The sequence below is a fragment of the Pseudoclavibacter sp. RFBA6 genome (assembly GCF_002931575.1).
Taxonomy (GTDB): Bacteria; Actinomycetota; Actinomycetes; order Actinomycetales; family Microbacteriaceae; genus Pseudoclavibacter; species Pseudoclavibacter terrae.
In genome coordinates this window covers 77894-100688 of the sequence record NZ_PSUA01000017.1, presented here as the reverse complement: position 1 = coordinate 100688, position 22795 = coordinate 77894, and the positions used below count along the sequence as shown (strand labels likewise).

The 22795-nt window shown below is 68.1% G+C and carries 19 protein-coding genes; 14 read left to right on the top strand and 5 right to left on the bottom strand.

Features of this window, described 5'->3' with window-relative positions; translation table 11 throughout:
• Nucleotides 1–2: 2 nt before the first annotated feature.
• The 4 genes from C5C17_RS17800 to C5C17_RS17785 all read left to right on the top strand — a co-directional run bounded on the left by C5C17_RS17800 (nt 3) and on the right by C5C17_RS17785 (nt 2496).
• Nucleotides 3–575 carry a TetR/AcrR family transcriptional regulator gene (locus tag C5C17_RS17800; protein WP_104254733.1) on the top strand — a complete coding sequence of 191 codons (573 nt, stop codon included), beginning with the start codon at nt 3–5 and terminating at the stop codon, nt 573–575.
• Nucleotides 572–916 (top strand): DUF3817 domain-containing protein, encoded by a 345-nt coding sequence (locus tag C5C17_RS17795; RefSeq protein WP_258066283.1) that lies wholly within the window; start codon nt 572–574, stop codon nt 914–916. Before C5C17_RS17800 ends, C5C17_RS17795 begins: the two co-directional genes overlap by 4 nt.
• The gene (locus C5C17_RS17790; RefSeq protein ID WP_104254732.1) at nt 913–1581 is read left to right on the top strand and encodes a GAP family protein; all 669 of its coding nucleotides are present in this window, start codon (nt 913–915) and stop codon (nt 1579–1581) included. The genes C5C17_RS17795 and C5C17_RS17790 overlap by 4 nt, the downstream gene beginning before the upstream one ends.
• A 69-nt stretch (nt 1582–1650) precedes the next feature.
• Nucleotides 1651–2496 carry an NmrA family NAD(P)-binding protein gene (locus C5C17_RS17785; protein ID WP_104254731.1) on the top strand — a complete coding sequence of 282 codons (846 nt, stop codon included), beginning with the start codon at nt 1651–1653 and terminating at the stop codon, nt 2494–2496.
• A gap of 94 nt (nt 2497–2590) precedes the next feature.
• On the opposite strand, the gene C5C17_RS17780 is transcribed toward C5C17_RS17785, so the two are convergent.
• Entirely contained in the window at nt 2591–3520 is a 930-nt protein-coding gene (locus C5C17_RS17780) for an AEC family transporter (protein ID WP_104254730.1), read from the bottom strand.
• 26 nt (nt 3521–3546) lie between these two features.
• Here C5C17_RS17780 and C5C17_RS17775 point away from each other — a divergent pair, with 26 nt between their 5' ends.
• On the top strand, nt 3547–4068 hold the full coding sequence (locus C5C17_RS17775; RefSeq protein WP_104254729.1) for a CGNR zinc finger domain-containing protein: 522 nt from the start codon (nt 3547–3549) through the stop codon (nt 4066–4068).
• Between the two features lie 602 nt (nt 4069–4670).
• Here the strand turns inward: C5C17_RS17775 and C5C17_RS17770 are convergent.
• The gene (locus C5C17_RS17770; RefSeq protein ID WP_181028664.1) at nt 4671–8312 is read right to left on the bottom strand and encodes a glycosyl hydrolase; all 3642 of its coding nucleotides are present in this window, start codon (nt 8310–8312) and stop codon (nt 4671–4673) included.
• Between the two features lie 229 nt (nt 8313–8541).
• Nucleotides 8542–9375, bottom strand: a complete 834-nt coding sequence (locus C5C17_RS17765; RefSeq protein ID WP_104254727.1) for an SDR family NAD(P)-dependent oxidoreductase — start codon at nt 9373–9375, stop codon at nt 8542–8544.
• Between the two features lie 81 nt (nt 9376–9456).
• Here C5C17_RS17765 and C5C17_RS17760 point away from each other — a divergent pair, with 81 nt between their 5' ends.
• From C5C17_RS17760 to C5C17_RS17735, 6 genes are all read left to right on the top strand, one after another.
• Nucleotides 9457–10065 carry a TetR/AcrR family transcriptional regulator gene (locus C5C17_RS17760; protein WP_104254726.1) on the top strand — a complete coding sequence of 203 codons (609 nt, stop codon included), beginning with the start codon at nt 9457–9459 and terminating at the stop codon, nt 10063–10065.
• A 179-nt stretch (nt 10066–10244) separates the two neighbouring features.
• A complete protein-coding gene (locus tag C5C17_RS17755; RefSeq protein ID WP_104254725.1) occupies nt 10245–11753 on the top strand; it encodes a sugar ABC transporter ATP-binding protein in 1509 nt (502 codons plus the stop codon).
• On the top strand, nt 11753–12805 hold the full coding sequence (locus C5C17_RS17750) for an ABC transporter permease (protein ID WP_104254724.1): 1053 nt from the start codon (nt 11753–11755) through the stop codon (nt 12803–12805). Before C5C17_RS17755 ends, C5C17_RS17750 begins: the two co-directional genes overlap by 1 nt.
• The gene (locus tag C5C17_RS17745; RefSeq protein ID WP_104254723.1) at nt 12802–13896 is read left to right on the top strand and encodes an ABC transporter permease; all 1095 of its coding nucleotides are present in this window, start codon (nt 12802–12804) and stop codon (nt 13894–13896) included. The genes C5C17_RS17750 and C5C17_RS17745 overlap by 4 nt, the downstream gene beginning before the upstream one ends.
• A gap of 60 nt (nt 13897–13956) precedes the next feature.
• Nucleotides 13957–14988: a rhamnose ABC transporter substrate-binding protein gene (gene rhaS / locus C5C17_RS17740; protein WP_104254722.1), complete on the top strand. Its 1032-nt coding sequence runs from the start codon at nt 13957–13959 to the stop codon at nt 14986–14988.
• 397 nt (nt 14989–15385) lie between these two features.
• Complete coding sequence (locus tag C5C17_RS17735) at nt 15386–15718, top strand: L-rhamnose mutarotase (protein WP_104244631.1); 333 nt, start codon at nt 15386–15388, stop codon at nt 15716–15718.
• A gap of 195 nt (nt 15719–15913) precedes the next feature.
• On the opposite strand, the gene C5C17_RS17730 is transcribed toward C5C17_RS17735, so the two are convergent.
• The gene (locus C5C17_RS17730) at nt 15914–16465 is read right to left on the bottom strand and encodes an NTP transferase domain-containing protein (RefSeq protein ID WP_104254721.1); all 552 of its coding nucleotides are present in this window, start codon (nt 16463–16465) and stop codon (nt 15914–15916) included.
• 305 nt (nt 16466–16770) lie between these two features.
• On the bottom strand, nt 16771–17820 hold the full coding sequence (locus tag C5C17_RS17725) for an XdhC family protein (RefSeq protein ID WP_104254720.1): 1050 nt from the start codon (nt 17818–17820) through the stop codon (nt 16771–16773).
• 170 nt (nt 17821–17990) lie between these two features.
• Between C5C17_RS17725 and C5C17_RS17720 the strand changes: the two genes are divergently transcribed.
• From C5C17_RS17720 to C5C17_RS17710, 3 genes are read left to right on the top strand one after another with little or no spacing between them, the layout of a single operon-like run.
• Nucleotides 17991–18818, top strand: a complete 828-nt coding sequence (locus C5C17_RS17720) for an FAD binding domain-containing protein (protein ID WP_104254719.1) — start codon at nt 17991–17993, stop codon at nt 18816–18818.
• Entirely contained in the window at nt 18815–21655 is a 2841-nt protein-coding gene (locus tag C5C17_RS17715) for a molybdopterin-dependent oxidoreductase (protein WP_104254718.1), read from the top strand. Before C5C17_RS17720 ends, C5C17_RS17715 begins: the two co-directional genes overlap by 4 nt.
• Before the next feature lie 44 nt (nt 21656–21699).
• Nucleotides 21700–22791 carry an ABC transporter substrate-binding protein gene (locus C5C17_RS17710; protein WP_104254717.1) on the top strand — a complete coding sequence of 364 codons (1092 nt, stop codon included), beginning with the start codon at nt 21700–21702 and terminating at the stop codon, nt 22789–22791.
• The last annotated feature ends 4 nt before the right edge of the window (nt 22792–22795 follow it).

Below are 22795 nucleotides of genomic sequence, written 5' to 3'. Positions count from 1 at the left end.
CCGTGCGAACCAGTAAACGTGAGGTCATCCTCGACGCCGCTTTGTCTGTTGTGAAGAGCCACGGGGTGACGGCTGTCACCTTCGACTCTGTCGCCACCGCCTCCGGGATGACCAAAGGCGGGCTGCTGTACCACTTCCCCTCGAAGGATGCGATGGTGCTCGCACTGCACGAACATCAGGCCCAGCAGTGGGAGCAGCAACTCATCAATGCCCTGGGTCGTCGCCCGGAAGATGCCACGCAGGACGAGCGGCTCGCGGCATATGCGCGGGTCAGCGTGCAGAGCGTCACTGGACCGGAGCTGCTGCTCATGCTCGAAGCATCTAGCGACGAGACGCTGAACCGTCCTTGGCAAGAGGTCATCGGACGGTGGTCCCCGGATCCCACGAGCATCGATCCCGCGGATCCGGCCGCCCTGCAGAAGATGATCATCTACCTCGCCGCGGACGGGCTCTGGCTCAACAACTCCATCGGCGCCACACCGATGCCACGCAAGCTGCGGGAGGCTCTCGCAGAACATCTCGCACGTTCCGTGGACGCACTCGTCACCGGAGCAACGGACGCGGATCTTCCGTGAACGCTTCTGCGAGTCACAGGGCGCCGTTGCCGGTGATGGCGAAAGTGTTCGTCGTTGCGGCTTGTCTCGAGGCGCTCACGTGGGCGGGTCTTCTCGTGGGGATGTTCCTCAAGTACGTCACGGAGACGACCGACGTCGGGGTGAGAATCTTCGGTGCTCTGCACGGGGGTATGTTCCTCGTCTATATCGTGATCGCCATCACGGCCGCGGTCATTCTCCGATGGCGGTGGTGGGTCGCTATCCTCGCGCTTCTTGCAGCGATCCCGCCTCTGGTGACCGTGCCATTGGAGATGTGGATGCGGCGACGCGGACATCTGGCCGCGTCTCGGGTTTCTGCATGATGTCGGCCTCCTTGGTGTGGAGCCTCACTGGGCTCGCCCTCCTGGATTCGATCAACGTTTCCACCATCTGGGTCGTCGTGATCATCCTCCTCGCCGCGAAGCGTCCTGCGTCTACCGGGTGGGCCTATGCGTTGGGCGCATTCGCTTCGTTCTTCGCGATTACCCTGTTGCTGTATTTCGGAGCAACGTTCGCCGAATCGATGCTCGCCGATCTCACGCTTTGGTTGCGCCGGATTCTCTTCACCGCGCTAGCGATCTTCCTGCTGGCGATCGGCATCCGCAAGTTGAAAGCTCGCCCCCGGAAGGCGTTCGGGCTCCCCTCCTGGGTCAACGCGTGGACAGCCCTCCCACTGGGGCTACTGGCGACACTCGGAGACATCCCCAATGCGTTCCCCCTGTTCCTGGCTGTCGAACGCATCATCGACGCCGGCATCCAACCCCCCATAGCGGTGCCGCTTCTCGCCGCGTACACCGCGGTGTACGCCTTCCCGACGCTCGTAATTCTGATTCTTGGACTCGTCCTGAAAGATCGCGTACGCGGTCTCCTCCAACGCGCATACGACCGCTATGCGACCGGCGAAACGAAACCCAGCTGGAAACTTGCATCGCTCTGTTTCCTTGGCTCCGCAGCCTCCGTCACGACCCTGATCTTCATCATCGGCTAGCGCCACACGCCGCAGCCGGTGTCGTCACGTTCTCGACCAACCCCTCACTCAATTGATTGGAATAGAACCATGAGCAATGGCACCATCCTTGTCACCGGCGGCACCGGCAAGACCGGTCGTCGCGTCGCAGAACTGCTCCGCGAACGCGGACAGGATGTGCGAGCTGTTTCTCGGAACTCGGAAATCCGCTTCGATTGGGATGACGACTCCACCTGGCCCGATGCGGTGAAAGACGTCGCCGCGGTCTACATCGTGACCACGTCCCTTCACGACCCGTCGGTCGCTGACCAGTTCCGTGCCTTCGGTGAGCTGGTCGTCGCGAGTGGCGCGACCCGCGCCGTTCTCGTCTCCGTTCCGGATGATGGTCACGCAGCGTTTCGGCTCGCTCAAGCCGCAGAAGCGGAACTCACCAAGGCGGGACTCGGATTGGCCGTCCTGCGTCTGCGTTGGTTCAACCAGAACTTCAGCGAAGACTTCCTCGCTCCCTTCGTGGACGCCGGTGACCTGCGTCTGCCCGCCGGCCACGGTGCCGAGGCTTTCGTGGACGCCGACGATATCGCTGAAGTCGCAGCCCTCGCTCTCACCGACGACTCTCACGCAGGTCGCACATATGAGCTCACAGGGCCACGCCTGTTGACGTTCGCCGACGTCGCGCAGGAGCTCAGCGCGGCGACAGGGCGCACCATCACCTACACGCCCCTCGAGGTCGATGCCTACGTGGCAGAACAGATCGGATACGGCGTACCTGAGGAGTGGGCGCGCTTGTCCGCCACGCTCTACGCCAACATTGCCGCCGGAGCGCTGCAGACCGTCTCGTCCGACATCGCGGACGTGCTCGGCCGTCCTGCGAGAGACTTCCGGGATTTCGCAGCTTCCGCCGTGAGGGACGGCGCGTGGCTGACGCCCTCATCCTGATCTCGGACATCGCGGCTTTAGCCGTCATCTGCACGATCGTCGTCGTGGCCGCGCACCGGGCGCGGCGGCGACGGTAGGTCCGACTCTCGCTGCATCAGGGGGCGAGCATCTGAACGGCCGCGAGGATCGCAGGCATGCTGACCGTGGCGAGAATCGTCTGTATGCCCGTGATCGACGCCATCAAGCGTGTGTCTCCTCCCATTCGCGAAGCGAGCACATATGCAGACGGCGCTGTGGGAACCGCGGAGATCAGAACAATGCTGGTGAGGGTCGGCCCGTCGACGCCTAGGGAGAGTGCAATCCCTGCGGCCCCCAATGGCAGCGCGACCAGCTTCAGGATCGCGGTCACGCCTACGTCGAGAACATCGCGTCGTCGGAAGGACAGGTGCATCGCGGCGCCAGAGATGAGCGTGCCACATACGAGTGCGGGCGCAGCCAGAAGGCTTAGCGTCGAAGAGAGGAATGTGGGCAGCACGGTCTCAGTGAGATTGAGCACCAGGCCGACCGCGACCCCTTGGATGAGAGGGTTCTCAAGCAGTGCCCGCCAGATCGGGACTCGACGCAGTGTCGCAGGCCGCTCTCCATGTCGCGCGAGAACACTTACGCAGATCACATTCACGAGCGGTACGACGATCGCGCTGGCCAGTGCGAAAGTTGCCGCACCGTTCACCCCATGGAGTGCGGTCGCGAAGATCAGCCCGATGTAGGTGTTGATGCGGATCGTGCCCTGAACCATCGAAGTCAGTTGAGGGCCGTTGGCCCGCAACGGTCTTCGTAGAGAGACGACGAGACCGGCTGCGGCGACGATCGGGACCGCGAGGCTGAGGGCGAGTGGACCGATCGGAACGACGCTGAGGTCGGCGGCCGCGATCGATGAGATGAAAAGCGCTGGAGTGAACACCCGATAGCTCATCCACTCCAGACCACGCCAGAAAGCGGGTTCGGTGACGAACCAGCGCCGAATCACCGCGCCGGCGGCCAGAAGAAGAATGATCGGAACGATCGCTGTTGCTAAGAGGCTCATGATCGTAACTGTGATGCAATGTGTCAATGCAGTTCAACCATGACAACATGACCGGCCCGATGCTCGCCGCCGATCTCGTCAACCTCGCACGTACCGGCTGGTCGAACGCCGCCGCAGCCGCAATTCTGCACAACCATGAGATCCGGCGGTCCACGCTGACCGACACCGCCTCTCACGCCCTGCGGGATTGGGTGGGCACGCTGCGGAAGGTCTTCTCCGCCAGTAACCTCGAAGAACTGTGCGCGACCACCAACGAGATGCTGGAACAAGGGACATCTCGGGCTTACCTCACCATCCATGACCAGCTTCGCCCGCACCTGCACTTCAAGGCCGACCACGAAGACGTAGTCACCAGGGTCCGCGCCGTCACAAGCGGAGGTCTCGCCTTCTTCATCGTCGAATCCGAAGGAACAAGACTGGGCGTCTGCGGCCGAGACTCCTGCGGGCTCGTCTTTGTAGACACCAGTCGCAACGGCCGCAGAGCGTACTGCTCATCCCGCTGTGGCAACTATGTCGCCGTCACCAGGCACCGGAGCCAGACGCCATAGCGCGGGCACCGGCACCCGGAGCACCCGCCGAAAACGATCGTTTCTGGTGCCGGAGTCAGGTGCCGGAGTCCACGAGGGTGGACCACGAATAAGCACTGAGGATTCAGTTCCTCCTGGGCTAAACGTGGCTTCACGTGCGTTGCCACCAGGGTCCCGGTAGTGCATGCTCGCCACCGCCCTGTTCTGTTGCCTGGCATGTGGGCCGTGCTTCTGCTTCTTTTTGTGCGGCGCGGCGCCGGTGAGCCAGGTTGTTTCCGGTGCGCCGTGGAGGTCATTTCCCTTGTCTTGATCGCGCCAGCCTTCGCGTGCGCAATCGTCCTCGCTCGACCCGCGTGGTTGGGTGGCTGGTGGCCCGGTGCGAGTGCTCGACGCGTTCTTGGAGCGGCAGCGACGGAAGCGGTCGCTTCTCCGAAGGAAACCTGTGGCAGCGAATGGTTCCGCCGCAATCGTTCATCTCGGCGTCTGAACGACGTGCGCGCGGCCATCTTCGACCTGCGGCAGGAGGCGGACCGGGCATGCCTGAGGAGGCTGGAGTCTGACCAACGCGGCCCCTGCATCCACAGGTTCGTGGATGCAGGGGCCGCGCTCGGTTCTGCTCTGGACTACTCGCTGGTCATGCGTTCGCGGCGCTTCTTGATGAGGAACGCCGTCCCTGTGCCCGCGAGGACGACCCCGAGGAGCGCGAGGAAGCCGGCGAGGCTGCCGTCGACGCCCGTCGTGGCGAGGTCGCCGTCCTGGCCGTCAGCGTCAGAGCCGCCATCTCCTGACCCGCTGCCATCACCTGGTGCCGGCGTCGGTGCTGTGGTGCCGTTGCCCGTCCCGCCCGTTGAGGTCGGCTGCGGCGTGGGCTCGCCCGTCGGCTCGGGGCTCACGGTCGGCTCGGGCGCGGCGAGCGCGACCGTGTCGCGGTAGGGGGTCAGCGTGATGGGACCCATGAGTCCGGTGCGCTGGTTCTCTGCGGTCTGGTAGTTCGAGTCGCCGGTCGCCTTGACGGCGTTGAACATGGTGGTGGCGACGCGCACGACGACCGAGTTGTCACCGGGCTCGAGGTGCTGACCGAGGTCGATGCGCGATCTGTCGGCCTGGTTCACCGTGACCTGCTGCCCATTCACCCAGACCTGGGCGGTGTCGAGCACGTCACCGAGTCCGAGGTAGGCGCCGTCCGTTTCCTTCCAGGTGTCGGGCAGGGTGACCGTGGTGCTGTAGGTGCCGGGTCCGGACGCGCTGCTCAGGTCGACATCACCGGAGATCTCGAGCCAGGACGGCAGCTTTCCGTCAACGTCTGCGGTGATCTCGATGGCCTGCTGGTCGGTCTTGAGCGTCTTGGACGCCGTCATGCCGGTGGAGTCCGGCCCCGGGCCCCACGTCTGAGCGGCCAGCGACCAGGCGGTCAGCCCCTGAGCCGGTGCCAGTCCGCTGACCTCGGTCGTCGTGGACGTGCCGTCGCTGAACTCCGTGCGGAACGTGCCGTCACCGGTCGAGCGCACGGAGACGCTGCCGTCCGCCGCAGGTGCGAGCACCTGCGCGTCGCTCGCGACCGCATGCGTGCCCGGCTGCGTCTCGTCGACGAGCGCGAAGATGGCGGTGTCGTGAGCGGCGACGTCGATGGAGACCGTGACGCTGTCACCGTCCTGCGTGAACTCGCCGACCGGCCTCACCTCGCCGGACCACGGGTCCAGCTGGTAGGGGCGGCCGGTGCCTGCGAGGGTCAGCGTCTGCTGGACTGCCTCGCCGGATCGGTTGTACACGAAGTCGTACGTGACGCCGTCGGCTGCGCGCCGCACGAGGCCGAGCGCCGAGCCCTGACCGCTCGGGGTCGCGGCGGGCGTGATCGAGTCGCCGCCGAGAGCCGAGGGCAGCTCCGCCTCGGTTGCGAGCTGCGTGACGCTGGGCTGCGCGAGGAGCTCCGCGACGACGGTCGCCAGCTCCTCGGCGCCAGGCTCAGCCCCGGTCAGCTCGCTCGGCGCCTGCCCGACGACGTAGACCCGCAGGCCCTGCTTCGCGAGATCCCGCAGCGAGCGTGCCCCATCGAGGGAGATCGTGCGCTGGTCGTTGAGGACGACCGCCTTGTACCCGGAGCGGTCGCCGAACAGGCCGCCGTCCGCATCCGGTGCCAGGCCCTCTTCTGCGAGGAACTGGGGTGCGAAGTAGTCGTAGGTGTACCCGGCCGACGAGGTCGCGGAGTCGGTGCCGAGCATGTGCTGCTCAGCCTGCTGGCCGCTCACCGACGAGCCCTTGAGGCCGAGATCCTCGTAGTAGACGCCCAGGTCGAGCTTCGCCTGGCCTTCGCGCAGCACGTACTGGGTGCGGGCGAGGGCATCGTTGACACCCGTCATGTCCTCCCAGTTGGCCTGGCGGGGTCCGAAGACGTCGTTCACGTTGAGCGCGCCGAAGATGTCCCACGGCTGGTAGCCGGGCCAGGTGCCGCCATCGCGACCCGCTATCCCGACCCCGGTGGGGGCATCCGGGTACGCGAAACCGTGCCACACGAGCTGGTTCACGCCACCCGCGTAGCTCTTGTAGACGCTGTCGAGCAGGCCCTGCGAGTACTTGCCGCCGAGGACCGAGCCCTCGCCGCTGTCCGAGAACTGCCCGCCGATGTTGGGTCCGGCCATGCCGGAGCGGTAGCCGCCGAAGAAGACGGCGCAGCATTCGACCGAGACGACGTCCTTGCCTGCGAGGTGAGCGCCCCCGCTGACGACGCGGTAGTTCTGCTCGGCGCCGAGCGGGTTGGGGCTGCCGAAGTTCAGCGACTCGCCCTCTGGGATGCCGGCTGCCGAGGAGGCGTGCGACGTGGAGGTGGGGAGCCCGTACGCCTGCACGCGGAAGTCGAGGCCGTGCGTCTGCGCCCACGACTGCATGGGGGTCACGTACTCGTCGATGAACAGGTCGCTGACCGTCTCGCGGTAGTCCTCGCGGGCTTTGTCGCCGATGTCGCCGATCTCGAACGCCGCCTCGTGCGCCCCCTGGATGCCGATGCCGGCCAGGGCGGGGAGGACTTCGGTTGCGTCGTAGCCGCGGCGCTCCTCGAACTGCTCGAGGAAGCTCCAGGTCCATTTCTGGGATTCGCCGAGCTCGAGGGAGTCCTCGAAGATGGCGCCGCCGCCGACCTTGTCGAGGTTCGCCTTGACTGCGTCGGTGAGGATGTTCTCGTCCCAGAAGTCGGCCTGGATGTCGACGCCGCCTCTGCCGAGGTGATCGACGACGTAGTTGGGCTGCGTCGCCGTGTAGCCGCCGCGCTGCCCGACGAGGCCGGATGCGGTCTGCTGGAAGTCGATGACGGCCCAGCGGGTGCCGTCGGTCGGGAACGTGTAGTCGAGCTGCCCGTCGACGACCTTGTCGGTCACGTCGAGGATGGTGCCGGGCACAAGCGCGGCGGGGCCCTCGCTGCCGGGTGCGCAGTCGGCTTCGCACTGCGCGATCACCGTGCGGAGGCGAGTGGTCTCTGCGACGTTCACGAGGGGCGCGTCGGCCGCGTGATCGGCCGAGATCGGGGTCACGGTCAGTGTTCCGGTCGTGCCGAGGCGGTCGCCGACGGCCGTGACGCTGACCTTCTCAGATGATCCATCCGCCCCGAGCGTCACGACGTCGCCGATCGCGAAGCCGCCGAGACTCGAGACGGTCAGGCTCGTCTGACCCGCGGTCGCCGCCTCGGCGAGCTTCGTCGCGACCGAGGGCGGCGTCGTCAGGGGCGCCGGCAGGGCGCCGGCGATCGTCTCACCGGGCGCGTGAGCTGACCAGCCGAAGATGAGCTGCTGTTCTGCTTCCGGTTGGTTGAAGCTGTTCAGAGTGGGAACGGTCGGCGGGTAGTGCGGCCCGAGGTTCTGGTCGACGATGAGGCCCAGCTCGGCGGCCTTCTCGGTGATGACCTCCATCTTGTGGGCCCATGCGGGTGTGCCCCAGCCGTACTCGGCCAGGAACGCGTTGCTCTGATTGCCCTCGCCGGCGACGATGAACGGCGCGACCTCGACGCCGCCGGCTCCGGAGGCGGCGATCTGGTCGAGCTGCTCGCGCAGCACGCTGTCCTCGGTGTACGCGAGCGGCATCCACCACCGGAACATCGGTCGGACGGATGCGGGCGGATCGGCGAACGCGGCGGCGTCGATGACGGGTGTCGTCGCCGGGGGAGTGATCGGCTCGGCAGTCGCCGGGGCGGCGAGCAGTGGAGTGAGGAGGACCGAGAAGGTCGCTGCCGTCGCGAGCGCGACGGTGCGGCGCTGGCGGCCTCGAGTTGGTTGGGGCACGGGTGTTCCTTTCCCTGCGCGAGGCAGGATGTGTGGGTTCGATTCGCCTGTGAAACGATTCATGTGAAGGGAGGAAAACCCCGCTCCCTCGACTGCTCGGGGGGGGGGGGGGGGCGGGGGTGGCGAGCTCAGGCCTGGATGACAGCCCCGCCGTCGGCGTTGAAGTTCTGGCCGGTGATCCAACGGCTGTCGTCGCTGGCGAGGAAGATCAGGACACTCGGCGTGGACATCAGATCGTCTCCCCGGCGTCGGCGAGCAGCGTGCTGCCGGTCATGATCATCGACAGGTCGCTCGCGGCGAACAGCACGACGCGCGCGATGTCATCCGGAGTGCCGTTGCGGCCGATCAGGCTCTGGTTCATGACGTCGAGGTCTGGCAGTTCCACACCGGCGGCCTTCGCGGCTTCCATCCCGGCTGCGGCTGCGGCGATGTTCCCCTCGGTCGGCACGTAGCTCGGGGCGACCCCGAGCACGCGGATCCCCATCGGCGCGAGGTCGAGTGCGAGTGACTTCGTGAGGCCGTTGGCGGCGTGCTTGGAGCTCGCGTAGGCGGCCATGCCGGGGAAGCCGACCTTGAACCCTGCCGTGGAGATGATGTTCACGATCACGCCGCCCGAGCCGCCCTGGCTCATGTGCCTCGCGGCTTCACGCGAGCCGAGGAAGGCGCCGCGGGTATTCACCGCGAACACCTGGTCCCACATCTCGTCTGGCATGTCGAGCACGGGCGCGTTCGGGAAGATGCCCGCGTTGTTGACCCAGATGTCGATGCCACCGAGCTGCTCTGCGGCGAGGTCTGCGGCGGCGGCGATGGACTCGGTTCGGCTCACGTCGGCCGCAGTGGCGATGGCTCGTGTCTTGTGCTGCGTCGCGATCTGCTCGGCTGCCGCCTCGGCGCCTGTGAGGTCGAGGTCGATGATGAGGAGGTCGGCGCCGGCTTCGGCGAGCCGTTCGCAGATGGTGCGGCCGAGACCCTGTGCTCCACCGGTGACGACTGCGCGGCGCCCTCTCAGCGAGATGAGGTCGGTGATGGGCGCTGTCGAGACGTCCGGGAACGGGTACGGCATGAGACCTCCACGTTGAGTTCTGAGCGAGTATTGGCAGAGTATGTCAATACTCCGACGTCGGCAAGGAGGAACAATGTGGCTATGAGTGAGACACGACGGCCCGGTCGTCCCGCGTCCGCGGATCACGGCCAGCTCCGCAGTCAGATGCTGCAGATCATCCTCCGCGACGGATACGGGCACGTCACGATGGCGCAGCTCGCCGCGGAGGCTGGCATCAGTGTGCGCACGTTGCACCGCCACTTCCCGTCCAAGGCCGACATCGTCTGGCAGGGCGCGGAAGGTGGGCACGAGGCGTTGAGGCGCGAACTCGCCACGGTGGATCCCGAGCTGCCGGTGCTGCAGGCGCTCGCGGTCGCGGTCGGCAGGGTGTTCGACCTCGAGGCGGAAGATGAGCCGACCGCGCGTCTCCGGCTCCGCGCCATCGCGGCCATGCCGCCCGAGCTGTCGTCCCGCCCCGATGCGTACTCGGGGTGGCGAGCGGAGACGGCAGCGTTCCTGGCGCGCAGGCTGGGCCTCGGTCCGGACGACCTGGTCGTGCGGGCGGCGAGCGCGGCCGTCCAGGCGACGATGGCGGAGGCTCTCTCGTGGTGGGCGACGAACGCCGGTTCGCGCGAGAGTGCCCACTCGGCGATCGAGCGGGCATTCTTGGGGTTGGAGGGCGCGCTGGTCCCGAGCCCCGGTGGCGCGTGACGCTCCCGTGTAACAAGTCCGCATCCCCCGCTTGACGTTTTCTGCGAGCGTCGCGTAGTGTCACATCCAGTCGCTTGAAACGATTCACAAAGTCGGTGAACGCCAAGCGGATCACAACGCTCAATCCAGAGCACCTCCCTCAACACCCCGCAATACTCAACGAAGAGAACGGAGCCACCGTGACGAGTTCGCAAGTCGTACTCGAGCTGCGCGATGTGCAGAAGTCATTCGGATCCGTCGTCGCACTCCGATCCGGCACGATCGCCGTCGAGTCCGGTTCCATCCACGCACTCGTGGGTGAGAACGGCGCCGGCAAGTCCACGCTCGTCAAGATCGTCGCTGGCCTCTACCAGCGCGACGCCGGCACCTTCCAGCTCGGCGGCGAAGACGTCAACTTCACATCCACGGCCCAGTCGAAGGCCGCAGGCGTCGCGGTCATCTACCAGGAGCCGACGCTCTTCCCCGACCTCTCGGTCACCGAGAACATCTTCATGGGCCGCCAGCCCACGAACCGCTTCGGCCGCATCAACCGCGCAGCGATGCGCGACGAGGCCAAGGCGCTCTTCGCCAGACTCGGCGTCAACATCGACCCCGACCGCCCGGCCGAGGGCCTCTCGATCGCCGACCAGCAGGTCATCGAGATCGCCAAGGCCGTCTCGCTCAACGCACGAGTCCTCATCATGGACGAGCCGACAGCAGCCCTCTCCGGCGTCGAGGTCGACCGCCTCTTCGCCATCGCCCGCAGCCTGCGCGACGAGGGCCGCGGCCTCATGTTCATCTCCCACCGCTTCGACGAGGTCTTCGCGCTCTGCGACAAGGTCACCGTCATGCGCGACGGCAGCTACATCGCGACGAACCTCATCAGCGAGACGACAGTGGATGCGCTCGTGCAGCAGATGGTCGGCCGCGAGGTCACCGAGCTGTTCCCGAAGCAGGAGGCCGTGATCGGCGAGCCGGTGCTCGTCGTCGAGGACCTCGAGAGCCCAGGCATCTTCCACGACATCAGCTTCACCGTCCGCTCCGGAGAGATCGTCGGCCTCGCCGGCCTCGTCGGCGCCGGCCGCAGCGAGGTCGCCCGCGCCGTCTTCGGCGTCGACAAGTACAAGTCGGGCCGCGTCACGGTCGACGGCAAGACCGTCAAGCCCGGATCGCCCGTCGCCGCCATGCAGGCTGGCCTCGCGCTCATCCCAGAAGACCGCCGCAAGCAGGGCCTCGTCGTCGACTCCGGAGTCGGCGAGAACATCACGAGCGTCATCCTGAACCAGCTCACGAAGCTCGGCGTCATCAACGGCCGCAAGCAGCACGACGAAGCCCGCGAATGGGCGACGAAGCTCGAGGTGAAGGCGCAGGCGCTCGACACGATCGCCGGCACCCTCTCCGGAGGCAACCAGCAGAAGGTCGTCATCGCCAAATGGCTCGCGACGAACCCCAAGCTCCTCATCATCGATGAGCCGACGCGAGGCATCGACGTCGGCACCAAGTCAGAAGTGCACCGCCTGCTCTCCCAGCTCGCGGGCACCGGGATGGGAATCCTCATGATCTCCTCGGAGCTCCCAGAAGTCCTCGGCATGGCCGACCGCGTGCTCGTCATGCACGAAGGCCGCATCTCCCAGGAGATCGACCGCAGCCAGGCCACCAGCGAGAGCGTCATGCGCGCCGCGACCGGCGCAGTGACGGTGGTGCTCTGATGACCACGACCACCACGCAGGGGCCGCACCCCACCGCCGGCGCGCCAATGCCGCCCAAGAAGGCCATCCGCTTCGGCAACTTCGGCAAGGCGCGCGAGCTCGGCATCCTCCTCGCACTCGCGATCGTCCTCATCGTCGCGACCGTCGCCAACCCGAACTTCCTGTTCAGCCCGGACGGCTGGCGCGACCTCTTCCTGACGCCGTCCATCCTGCTGCTCGTCGCAGTCGGCCAGGCCATCGTGCTCATCACCCGAAACGTCGACCTGTCCGTCGGCTCCGTGATCGGCCTCACCGCCTTCCTCACGGGCCGCCTCTTTATCGACTTCCCCGGCATCCCGATCCCCGTCGTCGTCATCGCGGCCGTGCTGTTCGGCGCGATCCTCGGCTTCGTGAACGGCGCGCTCGTCGCCTACGTGCGAGTGCCAGCCATGGTGATCACGCTCGGCACGCTCTACGCCTACCGCGGCATCAACGTCATGTGGGCTGGATCGAGCCGCATCAATGCAAGCGACATGCCCCGCGACTTCCTCGGGCTCGGCACCGGTCAGATCCTCACCATCCCGATCCTCACGATCGTCGCCGTCATCGTGCTCGCCATCGCCGCCTGGGTCATGAAGAACACCCGCCCCGGCCGCGAGTTCTACGCCATCGGCTCGGACCCGGACGCCGCGAAGCTCTACGGCCTCCCCGACGTGCGCCGCGTGCTCACCGCGTTCGTGCTCTCCGGCGCGCTCGCCGGGCTCGCCGGAGTCTTCTACGTCGCCCGCTACGGCACCGTCAGCTCCCAAGCCGGAGCCGGTTGGGAACTGGATGCGGTCGGAGCGGCCGTCATCGGCGGCGTCGCCATCACCGGTGGCGTCGGAACCCTCTGGGGCGCGGCCATCGGCGCGATGCTCCTCATGACCATCAACCGCGTGCTCCCGCTCGTCGGCATCCCGGACTTCTGGCAGCGCGCCGTCGTCGGTGTGCTCATCCTCGCCGCGATCGTCCTCGACCGCGTCCTCGCCATCCGCCAATCCCGCAAGCTCGTCGAAGCGAGGGAGGAATCATGACCGCTCTCACGACCCCAACGTCGTCCGCTGCCACGCAGCGCACCATCGAGAACTACTCGCAGCCAGCCTGGCGGCGGATGCTGTTCACCCGAGAGATGGCGATCGTCGCCCTCCTCGTCGTGGTGTGCGTCGTCTCCATGGCCGCGGTGAAGGGCTTCTCGCAGCCCATCACCATCACCTACCTGCTCATGGACGTCGCCGCGGTGCTCATCATCGCCCTCCCGATGACGCTCATCATGATCACCGGTGAGATCGACCTGTCGGTCGGCTCCATGGTCGGACTCTCCAGCGTCACCACCGGCGCCCTCTACCAGGCGGGCCTCCCGTTCGAGGTCGCCGCCCTCGCCGCGATCGTCGTCGGCGTCCTCGGCGGAGCGTTCAACGGCTTCCTCGTCACCAAGGTCGGCCTGCCATCGCTCGCCGTCACCATCGGTACGCTCGCCCTGTTCCGCGGCATCGCGGTCGGCGTCCTCGGCACCGCAGCGGTCACGTCGTTCCCCGAATTCTGGACAGACATCGCGAAGGCCAAGATCGTGGGCACGCCCTTGCCGGCCATCATGATCCCGTTCCTCATCCTCCTCGCGATCTTCATCATCGTGCTCCACTACACGCCCTTCGGGCGCGGGGTCTACGCGATCGGCCTCTCCAAGGAAGCCGCCCACTTCTCGGGCGTCCCCGTCGGCCGCACGAAGTTCATCCTGTTCGTGCTCTCCGGCGCCCTCGCGGCCCTCGCCGGCATCTACTTCACGCTGCGCTACGGCTCAGCGCGAGGCGACAACGCGACCGGCCTCGAGCTCCAGGTCATCGCGGCCGTCGTGCTGGGCGGCGTCTCCGTCTTCGGCGGACGCGGCAAGCTCTTCGGAGTCGTCGCAGCCGTCCTCCTCATCGGCGTCCTCGCCAGCGCCCTGCGCCTCGCGAACGTCACCTCCGACGTCATCAACATCATCACGGGAGTGCTCCTCATCGCCTCCGTCGTCGGAGCGAGCCTCCTCCCCAGGATCCGCCGAAAGCGGCCCCGGGTAGCCGAGCCCGCCAAAACGGACAGGCCGCTGGTCGGCACGACCAGCACCAAGACCACCACTTCCAACTAGACGCAACACCCCAACCGTCGCCCGGAACACCGAGCGGCTCAGTACCCGAAGGGAAACCCCATGAAGCTCGCAACGAAGCGGCTGAGCGCAGCTGGCGCACTCGCAGTCAGTGCAGCACTCGTGCTCACTGGATGCACCACCGGCGGCGACGACACCGCAGCAGGCGGCGGCGACACCGGCAACCTCACCGTCACCTTCCTCCCCAAGAACCTCGGAAACCCGTACTTCGAGGCTTCCAGCGTCGGCGGCGAGGCTGCAGCCACCGAATTCGGCGGCACGTTCGCCGAGGTCGGCCCGTCCGAGGCGACCCCAGACGCGCAGGTCAGCTACATCAACACGCTCACGCAGCAGGGCGTCGGCGGCATCGTCATCGCCGCCAACGACCCCGAGGCGATCTGCGACGCCCTCAACGAGGCCCGCGACGCCGGCACGAAGGTCGTCACCTTCGACTCCGACACCAACCCGGAATGCCGCGACCTGTTCATCAACCAGGCTGACGCCGACGGCATCGCCAAGGCGCAGATCGACCTCATCGCCGAGCAGATCGGCGGATCCGGCGAGATCGCCATCCTCTCCGCAACGGCCAACGCCACGAACCAGAACGCCTGGATCGAGAAGATGGAAGAGTACGTCGGCACCGAGTACCCCGACATCACCATCGTCGAGACCGTCTACGGCGACGACGACGACCAGACCTCGTTCGACAAGACCGCTGCTCTCCTCCAGACGCACCCCAACCTCAAGGGCATCGTCTCGCCCACGACGGTCGGCATCGCGGCTGCAGCACGCTACATCCAGACGTCCGACTTCAAGGGCAAGGTGGCAGTGACCGGGCTCGGCACGCCGAACCAGATGCGCGAGTTCGTCGAGGACGGCACCGTCACCTCGTTCGCCCTCTGGAACCCGGAAGACCTCGGCTACCTGTCGGCGTTCGCAGCTCAGGCACTCATCGCCGGTGACATCACCGGCGCTGAAGGCGACACCTTCACCGCAGGCGAGCTCGGCGAGTACACGGTCGGCGCCGACGGCACCGTCCTGCTCGGCGACCCCTTCGTCTTCGACAAGGACAACATCGGCGACTTCAGCTTCTAACAGCTGAACACCTGAAGGCGGGCGCCAGTCGCCTGGCCGAACCGAACTGCAGACGCCGCGCCGGGGCCACCTCCCGGCGCGGCGTCTGCGCATCTCGCCCCGCGCATCTCGCCCCGCGCATCCGCCCTCCCCTCGAGTGCATCCACACGGGAAGGTCATGCTCGTTTCGCAACGAGCCTGCGCTTCTCGGATGTTTGCGGTGCTGGCTGTCGCGGGACCGTCAGCTGTCGTGGGGCGAGGGTCGGCGCGCATCCACACGGGAAGGTCATGCTCGTTTCGCAACGAGCCTGCGCTTCTCGGATGTTTGCGGTGCTGGCTGTCGCGGGGCCGTCAGCTGAGGCGCACGTAGCCATCAGCGCCGCTCAGGACGTGGCACTCAATCAGATAGGAAGAGCTCATGCCGAGAATCGGATTCCAACTCAAGGTCGCACCCCAGCACATCGACGAGTACGTGCGCCGCCACGCAGAGGTGTGGCCGGAGATGCTCGCCGAGATCGCGGCGGCCGGCCGACGCAACTACTCGCTGTTCCTCGCGCCGGACGGCACGCTCTTCGGCAGCTACGACGTCGACGACGAGGCCGCCGCGAACGCGTACCTCGCCGCCTCGCCCGTCGCGGCACGCTGGGAAGCTGACATGTCCCAGTTCTTCGACGGCCTCGAAGGCCGGGCCGACCAGGCCGCATCCCCCCTCGTCGAGGTCTTCAACCTGGAAGACCAGCTCGGCGCGTAGCCAGCTTTCCGCCCGCCCGCACCTCCGCACCCTCCGCCCCCTCCGCCCCCACCCGCGCATCCACACGAGAGATGCCGGTTCGTTCGGGAACGAGCGTGCATTTCTCGTGTGGATGCGCCGGGAGCGAGGGCGGTTCGGGACGTGAGGCGAGTGTGCGGCGAGCACGGGCTGCTTGCGGGGCGGTCTGGCGGATGCTCACAGCGGGCGGGTGTCGATGTCGTGGCCATGCCACAGGTCGCCGCATTCGACCGAGACGGCGCCCCGGGCCGTCAGGTACGCGCCGGCGCCTCGGTCACCGGCGACGCTCGAGGCGAGGGGAATCCAGTGCTCGCGGCCGATGAGCACCGGATGCCCGGGCTCGCCGCCGTAGCTCGCCCGGGCAAGCGGCCCACCCGCACCGAGAACCCGCCGACAGGCCACGATCGGCAGATCGGGCGTGTCGACGGGGATCAGCAGGACGGCGTCCGCATCGGTCGTCGCGGCGGCACACAGCGCGGCGCGCACTGAGGCAGCGAGGCCCTCCGCCCAGTCCGGTACGGGCAGGACCGTCGCGTTCGCCGGGACCAGCGCGGAGGCCTCCGCCCGCCCGGCGCCGAGGGCGACGAGCACCTCTGAGCATCCGGCCCCGAGAAGTGTCTCCACGGCCCGCGCCACCCACGGCGTGCCATCGGGCAGACACGCGAGCGCCTTCGGTCCTCCGAACCTTGACCCCGCCCCCGCCGCGAGCACAACCCCGGACACGCTCATCCGCACACCTGGGCCGGGAGCATCTCCGCTGGCCCCGCCGCATCCGCAACCCCCGGGTCTCTGGGCGCCCCCTGGGTAGACCTCGGCTTCCGGCAGCCGCATCCGCCGTCGGGGATGCGCAACCCCCAGGTGTGCGCGGCGTCTTGACCCGACCGCACAGACGTGGGCTTTGCGCACCCGCATCCGCCGCTTCGGATGCGCCACCCCCGGGTCTGCGCGCAGCGCACTCGCAGTTCTCGCCGCCGCCACACGCCTCGGCTCACACGCGGCTCCTCACGCGCACACCAATGCGTGCCTGCACGCCGTCATGATGCGACGCGAGCGTCCAGCGGCCGGTGCACCGGACCGGAGAGCTCAGACAGGCGGCGGCCGGATGCGCCATGCTGGTCGGCGACGATCTCGGCGAGAATCGAGAGGGCAGTCTCCTCTGGAGAGCGACCTCCCAGGTCGAGTCCTATCGGCGAACGCAGCCGCTCAAGCTGCTCAGCCGACACCGGTTGCCTCGCCGCCCCAGACCCGGACACGGACCCAGCCCCAGCCCCCGCCGACTCCGCAGCCAGCCGCTCGAGCCGTTCTTCGTGCGCCTGTCGGCTGCCCATCACGCCGACATAGCCGGCGTCGGATGCGAGCGCCGCGCGCAGCGCGGGCACGTCGAGCTTCGGGTCGTGCGTGAGCACGCACACGGCGGTGCGCGCATCCACCTCCGCCGACTCCAGGTAGCGGTGCGGCCAGGCGACGACGACGTCTGCTCCGGGGAAGCGGGCCGCCGTCGCGAACACCTCGCGAGGGTCGACGACCGTCACCCGCATGCCCGCGGCGATCGCGATGCGGGAGAGCGCCACGGCGAACTCGACCGCGCCCACGAGGATGAGCCGGGGCGGCGAACCGAGGGTGATCGTCACGGCTCCTGACGAGGGCGGCGCGGTCTGGTCGATGACGCCTCGCCCGACGTCGGCGCCTTCGACCAGCAGCGTGTACGTCATCTGCATGGCATGCGCTTCGCGTTCGGCCAGGAGCAGGACGTCCCGGGCGGCGACGCTTCCGGGCAGGACGGGGCGCACGAGCACGTCGATGACGCCGCCGCAGCTCAGGCCAACCGAGAACGCCTCGGCAGAGCTGTACCCGAACGTCTCGACGCTCGCGGCGCCGCTCCGGATCGCCTGCAGGCACTGCTCGTAGACGGCGCCCTCCACGCACCCGCCCGACACGTTTCCGAAGACCTCCCCCTCCGCGGACACGATGAGGCTCGCACCCACCTCGCGGGGCGCGCTGCCGCTCACGGCGACGAGCGTCGCCATCGCGAACGGGCGCCCGGCCCGCGCCCACTCGGCGGCAATCGGCAGAATTCCACGCATGCCGAAACGCTATGCGCACCCCATTGCGCGCCTGTTGCGGGCAGGTGAAGGTCGTCGCATCCCACGACCCACGATCGAAACACCGACGAAACGGCTGTCTGCTTCACTCCCCAGCATCCGATCTCGCGCTCAGTCAGCTGCACGCGCACGACTCACGACCGGGAGGGCCGATGGACATCACGACGGTGCGCTCGTACCGCGTCGCACGATCCCGCGAGGACCTGCTGCTCGCGCCGGGCGAGGTGATCCTCGCGGGCGGCACGTGGCTCATGAGCGAGCCGCAGCCCGCCACGACGGGTTTCGTCGACGTGACCGGAATGGCCTGGCCGGATATCGAGGCGGATACGGGCGGGTTGCGCGTCGCGGCGACCTGCTCCATCGCCACGCTCGTCGCGTGGGCGAAGAGCGCCGCGCGGGGAGGCACGCACCCGTCGCAGGTGGACTGGCCGGCGCTGTCGCTCGTCCCTGCCGCCGCTGACGCGCTCCTCGCATCGTTCAAGATCTGGAACACGGCGACGGTCGGCGGCAACGTCTGTCGGGCGTTCGCGGCTGCCGGCATGGTCTCGCTGTGTGTGGCGCTCGATGGGACGGCCGAGATCTGGCGGGGCGCCGACGACATCCGCCTGCCCGTCGCGGAACTCGTGACGGGGGATGGGACGACCGTGCTGCGGCCGGGCGACGTGCTCCGCAGCATCCACCTTCCGGCCGCCGCGCTGCGCTCCCACGCGAGGCTCCTCAAGATCGCGCTCGCCGAGCACGGGCGCTCGGGAGCCGTCGTCACTGGCCGCGTCGACCCCGCAGGGGGCAGCGTCTTCACGGTCACCGCGGCCACCCAGACCCCGACCGTGCTCGCGTTTCCGCAGCTGCCGACCGCGGCGGAGCTCGCCGAGCGCGTCGGCGAGGCGCAGGGGTACTACAGCGACCCGCTCGGCTCGGCAGATTGGCGTCGCGGCGTGAGCATCGTGCTCGCCGAGCGCATCCGGAAGGGACTGTCGTGAAGTTCGAAGTGGACGGCACTGGCCGCTCGGCGGAGCCGCGCGCCGGCCAGTGCCTGCGGACCCTGTTGCGGGAGACCGGGTCCATGACCGTGAAGAAGGGATGCGACGCCGGCGACTGCGGCGCCTGCTCGGTCCTGCTCGACGGCACTCCCGTGCACTCGTGCCTCATCCCGGCCGTGCGGGTGGCGGGGAGGAGCGTCACGACGGCCGCCGGCCTCGCACCGGGCGACGAGCTGCACCCGGTGCAGGAGGCGCTGGCGGAGGGGTTCGGCTTCCAGTGCGGCTTCTGCAGCCCGGGCATGAGCGTGACCGCGTCGACCTTGGAGGAGGCGGACCTCGACGAGTTCGACAAGCGGATGAAGGGAAACCTGTGCCGGTGCACGGGCTACCGGCCCATCCGCGAAGCGATCTGCGGGTCCGCGCGTGCGGGGTCCTGCGCACAGACCTGCGGCCGGCCCACTTCGGTCGGTGCGTCGAAGGCCCTGCCGGAGACCGCCTCTCAGCCCAGGGCGCAGCCCGACGGAGCGCCCGACCCCCAGCCCGAGCCCCAGCCCCAGCCCCAGACGGTCGGCAGCTCCGTCGTCCCCGAGGCGGCGAGACGCATCGTCCAGGGTCTCGAGCCGTTCACGTTCGATCTGCCGCCCGGGCATCCGGCGAGCGGCGCGCTCGTGCTGCGGGTCGTGACGAGCCCGCACGCGCACGCGCGCATCCTGCGCGTCGACACGGCTGAGGCGCTTGCCGTGCCCGGCGTCGTGCGCATCTTCACGCACGAGGACGTCCCGCAGCGTCGCTACTCGTCGGCCCGCCACGAGCACCGCGCCGACGACCCAGACGACACGCTCCTGCTCGACAGCGTCGTGCGGCACATCGGGCAGCGCGTCGCCGCCGTCGTCGCGGAGACTGCCGAAGCGGCGGATGCCGCGCGCGCCCTCGTCCGCGTCGACTACGATCCGCTGCCGGCCGTCTTCGACCCGGAGGAAGCCCGTCTGCCCGGCGCACCGCTGGTGCATCCGGATCGCACCCCCGAGGAGCGCGTCGACGAGGCCGAGCGCAACGTCATCACGAGCGTCCACGCGGGCCCGGACCTCACCGAGGCGTTCGCCTCGAGCGCGGTCACCGTCTCCGGCACGTGGCAGACGGCGCGTGTCACGCACGCGCAGCTCGAGACGCACGGCTCGATCGGCTGGCTCGACGATGACGGCCGCCTCGTCATCCGCTCCTCGACGCAGGTGCCGTTCCTCGCACGCGACGAGATCGCCCACCTCTTCGACCTGGACCGAGATCGGGTGCGGGTGCTGGCCGCGCGGCTCGGCGGCGGGTTCGGCGGCAAGCAGGAGATCTTCACCGAGGACCTCGTCGCCCTCGCGGTGCTGACCATCGGAAGGCCCGTCTCGTACGAGTTCTCGCGCACGGACGAGTTCCAGCGCGCCGCCGTCAGGCACCCGATGCGGGTGTCGGTCACGCTCGGCGCCGACGAGGACGGCGTGCTGACCGCGATGCAGCTCGACGTGCTCAGCAACACGGGCGCATACGGCAACCACTCGCGCGGCGTGCTCTTCCACTCGCTCGCGGAGTCGACGACGATCTACCGTGTCCCGCTCCGGCGACTGGATGCGGAGGTCGTGTACACGAACACGGTGCCCTCCGGCGCCTTCCGCGGCTACGGGCTCGGCCAGGTCATCCTCGGCGTGGAGTCGGCGATGGACATGCTCGCCCAGGAGCTCAACCTCGACCCGTTCGAGCTCCGGCGACGCAACGCGATCCGCGAGGGCGACGATCCGGGGCACGACGACCTCGTGTGGGGAAGCTACGGGTTCGACCAGTGCCTCGACCTCGCGCAGGACGCGCTCCGCCGCCCCAACGGCGAGGAGGCTCCTCCCGGCTGGCTCGTCGGGGAGGGGGTCGCCGCGGCCATGATCGCCACGATGGCGCCGTTCGGGCACATCGCGCACACGACGGCGACGCTCCGCGCCGACGGCACGTACCTGCTGCGCACCGGCACGGCCGAGTTCGGCAACGGCACCACGACCGTGCTCAAGCAGATCGCGGTCACCGACCTGCGCACGAGCTTCGACCGACTCGAGCTGTGGAACTCCGACACGGATGCGGTCGAGCACGACACGGGCGCGTTCGCGTCCGCTGGCATCACCGTCGCCGGCAAGGCGCTGCACGCCGCCTGCCTCTCCCTGGGGGAGCGGATGCGGGAACGCGCGGCGGCCATCACCGGGGCGTCTCCCGACGACGTGGAACTCGCACTCGACGGCGTCGAGACGCCAAGCGGGCTCGTCGGCTTCGCGCGGCTGGCATCGGAGGAGAACGGCGGCGAGATCACCGCCGACGGCAGCGAGCTCGGCGAGCACCGCTCGCTCGCCTTCAACGTGCACGCCGTCAGGCTGGCCGTCGAGCCGGAGACCGGAACGGTGCGCATCCTGCAGTCCGTCCACGCCGCCGACGCCGGGTACGTCATGAACCCGGCACAGTGTCGGGGGCAGATAGAGGGCGGCGTCGCGCAGGGGCTCGGCAGCGCGCTCTACGAAGAGGTGACGCTGGACGACGGCGGCCGCGTCGCCAACCCCGTGTTCCGCCTCTACCGGGTGCCGCAGTTCGCCGACGTGCCAGACACCGAGGTGTACTTCGCCGACACCAGCGACGACCTCGGGCCATTCGGCGCGAAGTCCATGAGCGAGTCACCGTACAACCCGGTCGCCCCAGCTGTCGGGAACGCGATCGCGCGCGCCCTCGGGAGCCGCCCGTTCGAGCAGCCCTTCAGCCGTGACCGGGTCTGGCGAATTGCGAATCACGCCCGTAACACCGGCGAACCCGTCCCCGAAATATGAACTGCCTAATGTCGCGACTAGCCGATTGCCTTCAAGGAGAACCGATGCACACACTCACCAGAGCCCGCCGACGCGCAACTGCGGCGCTCGCCCTCACCGCAACTGCCGCGCTCGCCCTCACCGCCTGCTCGCCAAGCGCGTCTGAGTCGTCCCCGGGCAGCGCATCCGTCGACCACGGCGAGATCAGCGTGCAGTACTCGTGGATCAAGAACGAGGAATTCGCGGGTGAGTACTACGCCTACGACAACGGCTACTACGACGAGGCGGGCTTCTCCGAGGTGCAGGGCATCGCGGGCCCGGACACGGGCGTCGCCAAGCTCCTCTCCGGTTCCGTGCAGTTCGCGCTCAGCGACGCCGCCTCCGTCGGAGCCGCGGTCGCGGAGCAGGACGCCCCGCTGAAGATCGTCGCGACGACCTTCCAGAAGAACCCGTTCACGATCCTGTCGCTGACCGACAAGGGCAACATCGCCACGCCGGAGGACCTGGTCGGCAAGAAGATCGGCGTGCAGGACTCGAACGCGTCCGTCTTCAAGGCGCTGCTCGCCGCGAACGGCATCAGCGAGGACCAGGTGACGGTCGTTCCCGTCGACTTCGACCCAACGCCCCTCATGAACGGTGAAGTCGACGGCTTCATGGCCTACCTGACGAACGAGGCCATCACGGTCGAGATGGAGGGCTACGAGGTCACGAACCTCGCCTACGCGGACAACGGGCTCCCGTACGTCGCCGAGGCGATCACCGTCACCGAGCAGTACCTGGACGAGAACCCGGAGCTCGTCAAAGCGTTCCTCATCGCCGAGATCAAAGGCTGGACCGACACGTTCACGCAGCCGACCGACGACACCGTCGACAAGGTGACCGAGCACTACAACGCGTCGGCCGCAGCCGGTGACCTGACGTTCGGCGAACTCGACCCCGCGAAGGTCGAGGCCGGCCTCATGGCCCAGGCGGAGCTGATCTCCACCCCGGAGACCGAGGCGAACGGCCTCTTCACCATCTCGGACGAGCTCAAGACGCAGACCATCGCGTCCCTCGCCGCCGCAGGCTGGGAGCTCGAAGCCGACGACCTCTTCGATACGACGATCCTCGACGAGATCTACACCGAGAACCCCGAGCTGAAGAACTACCAGCCCTAAGCTC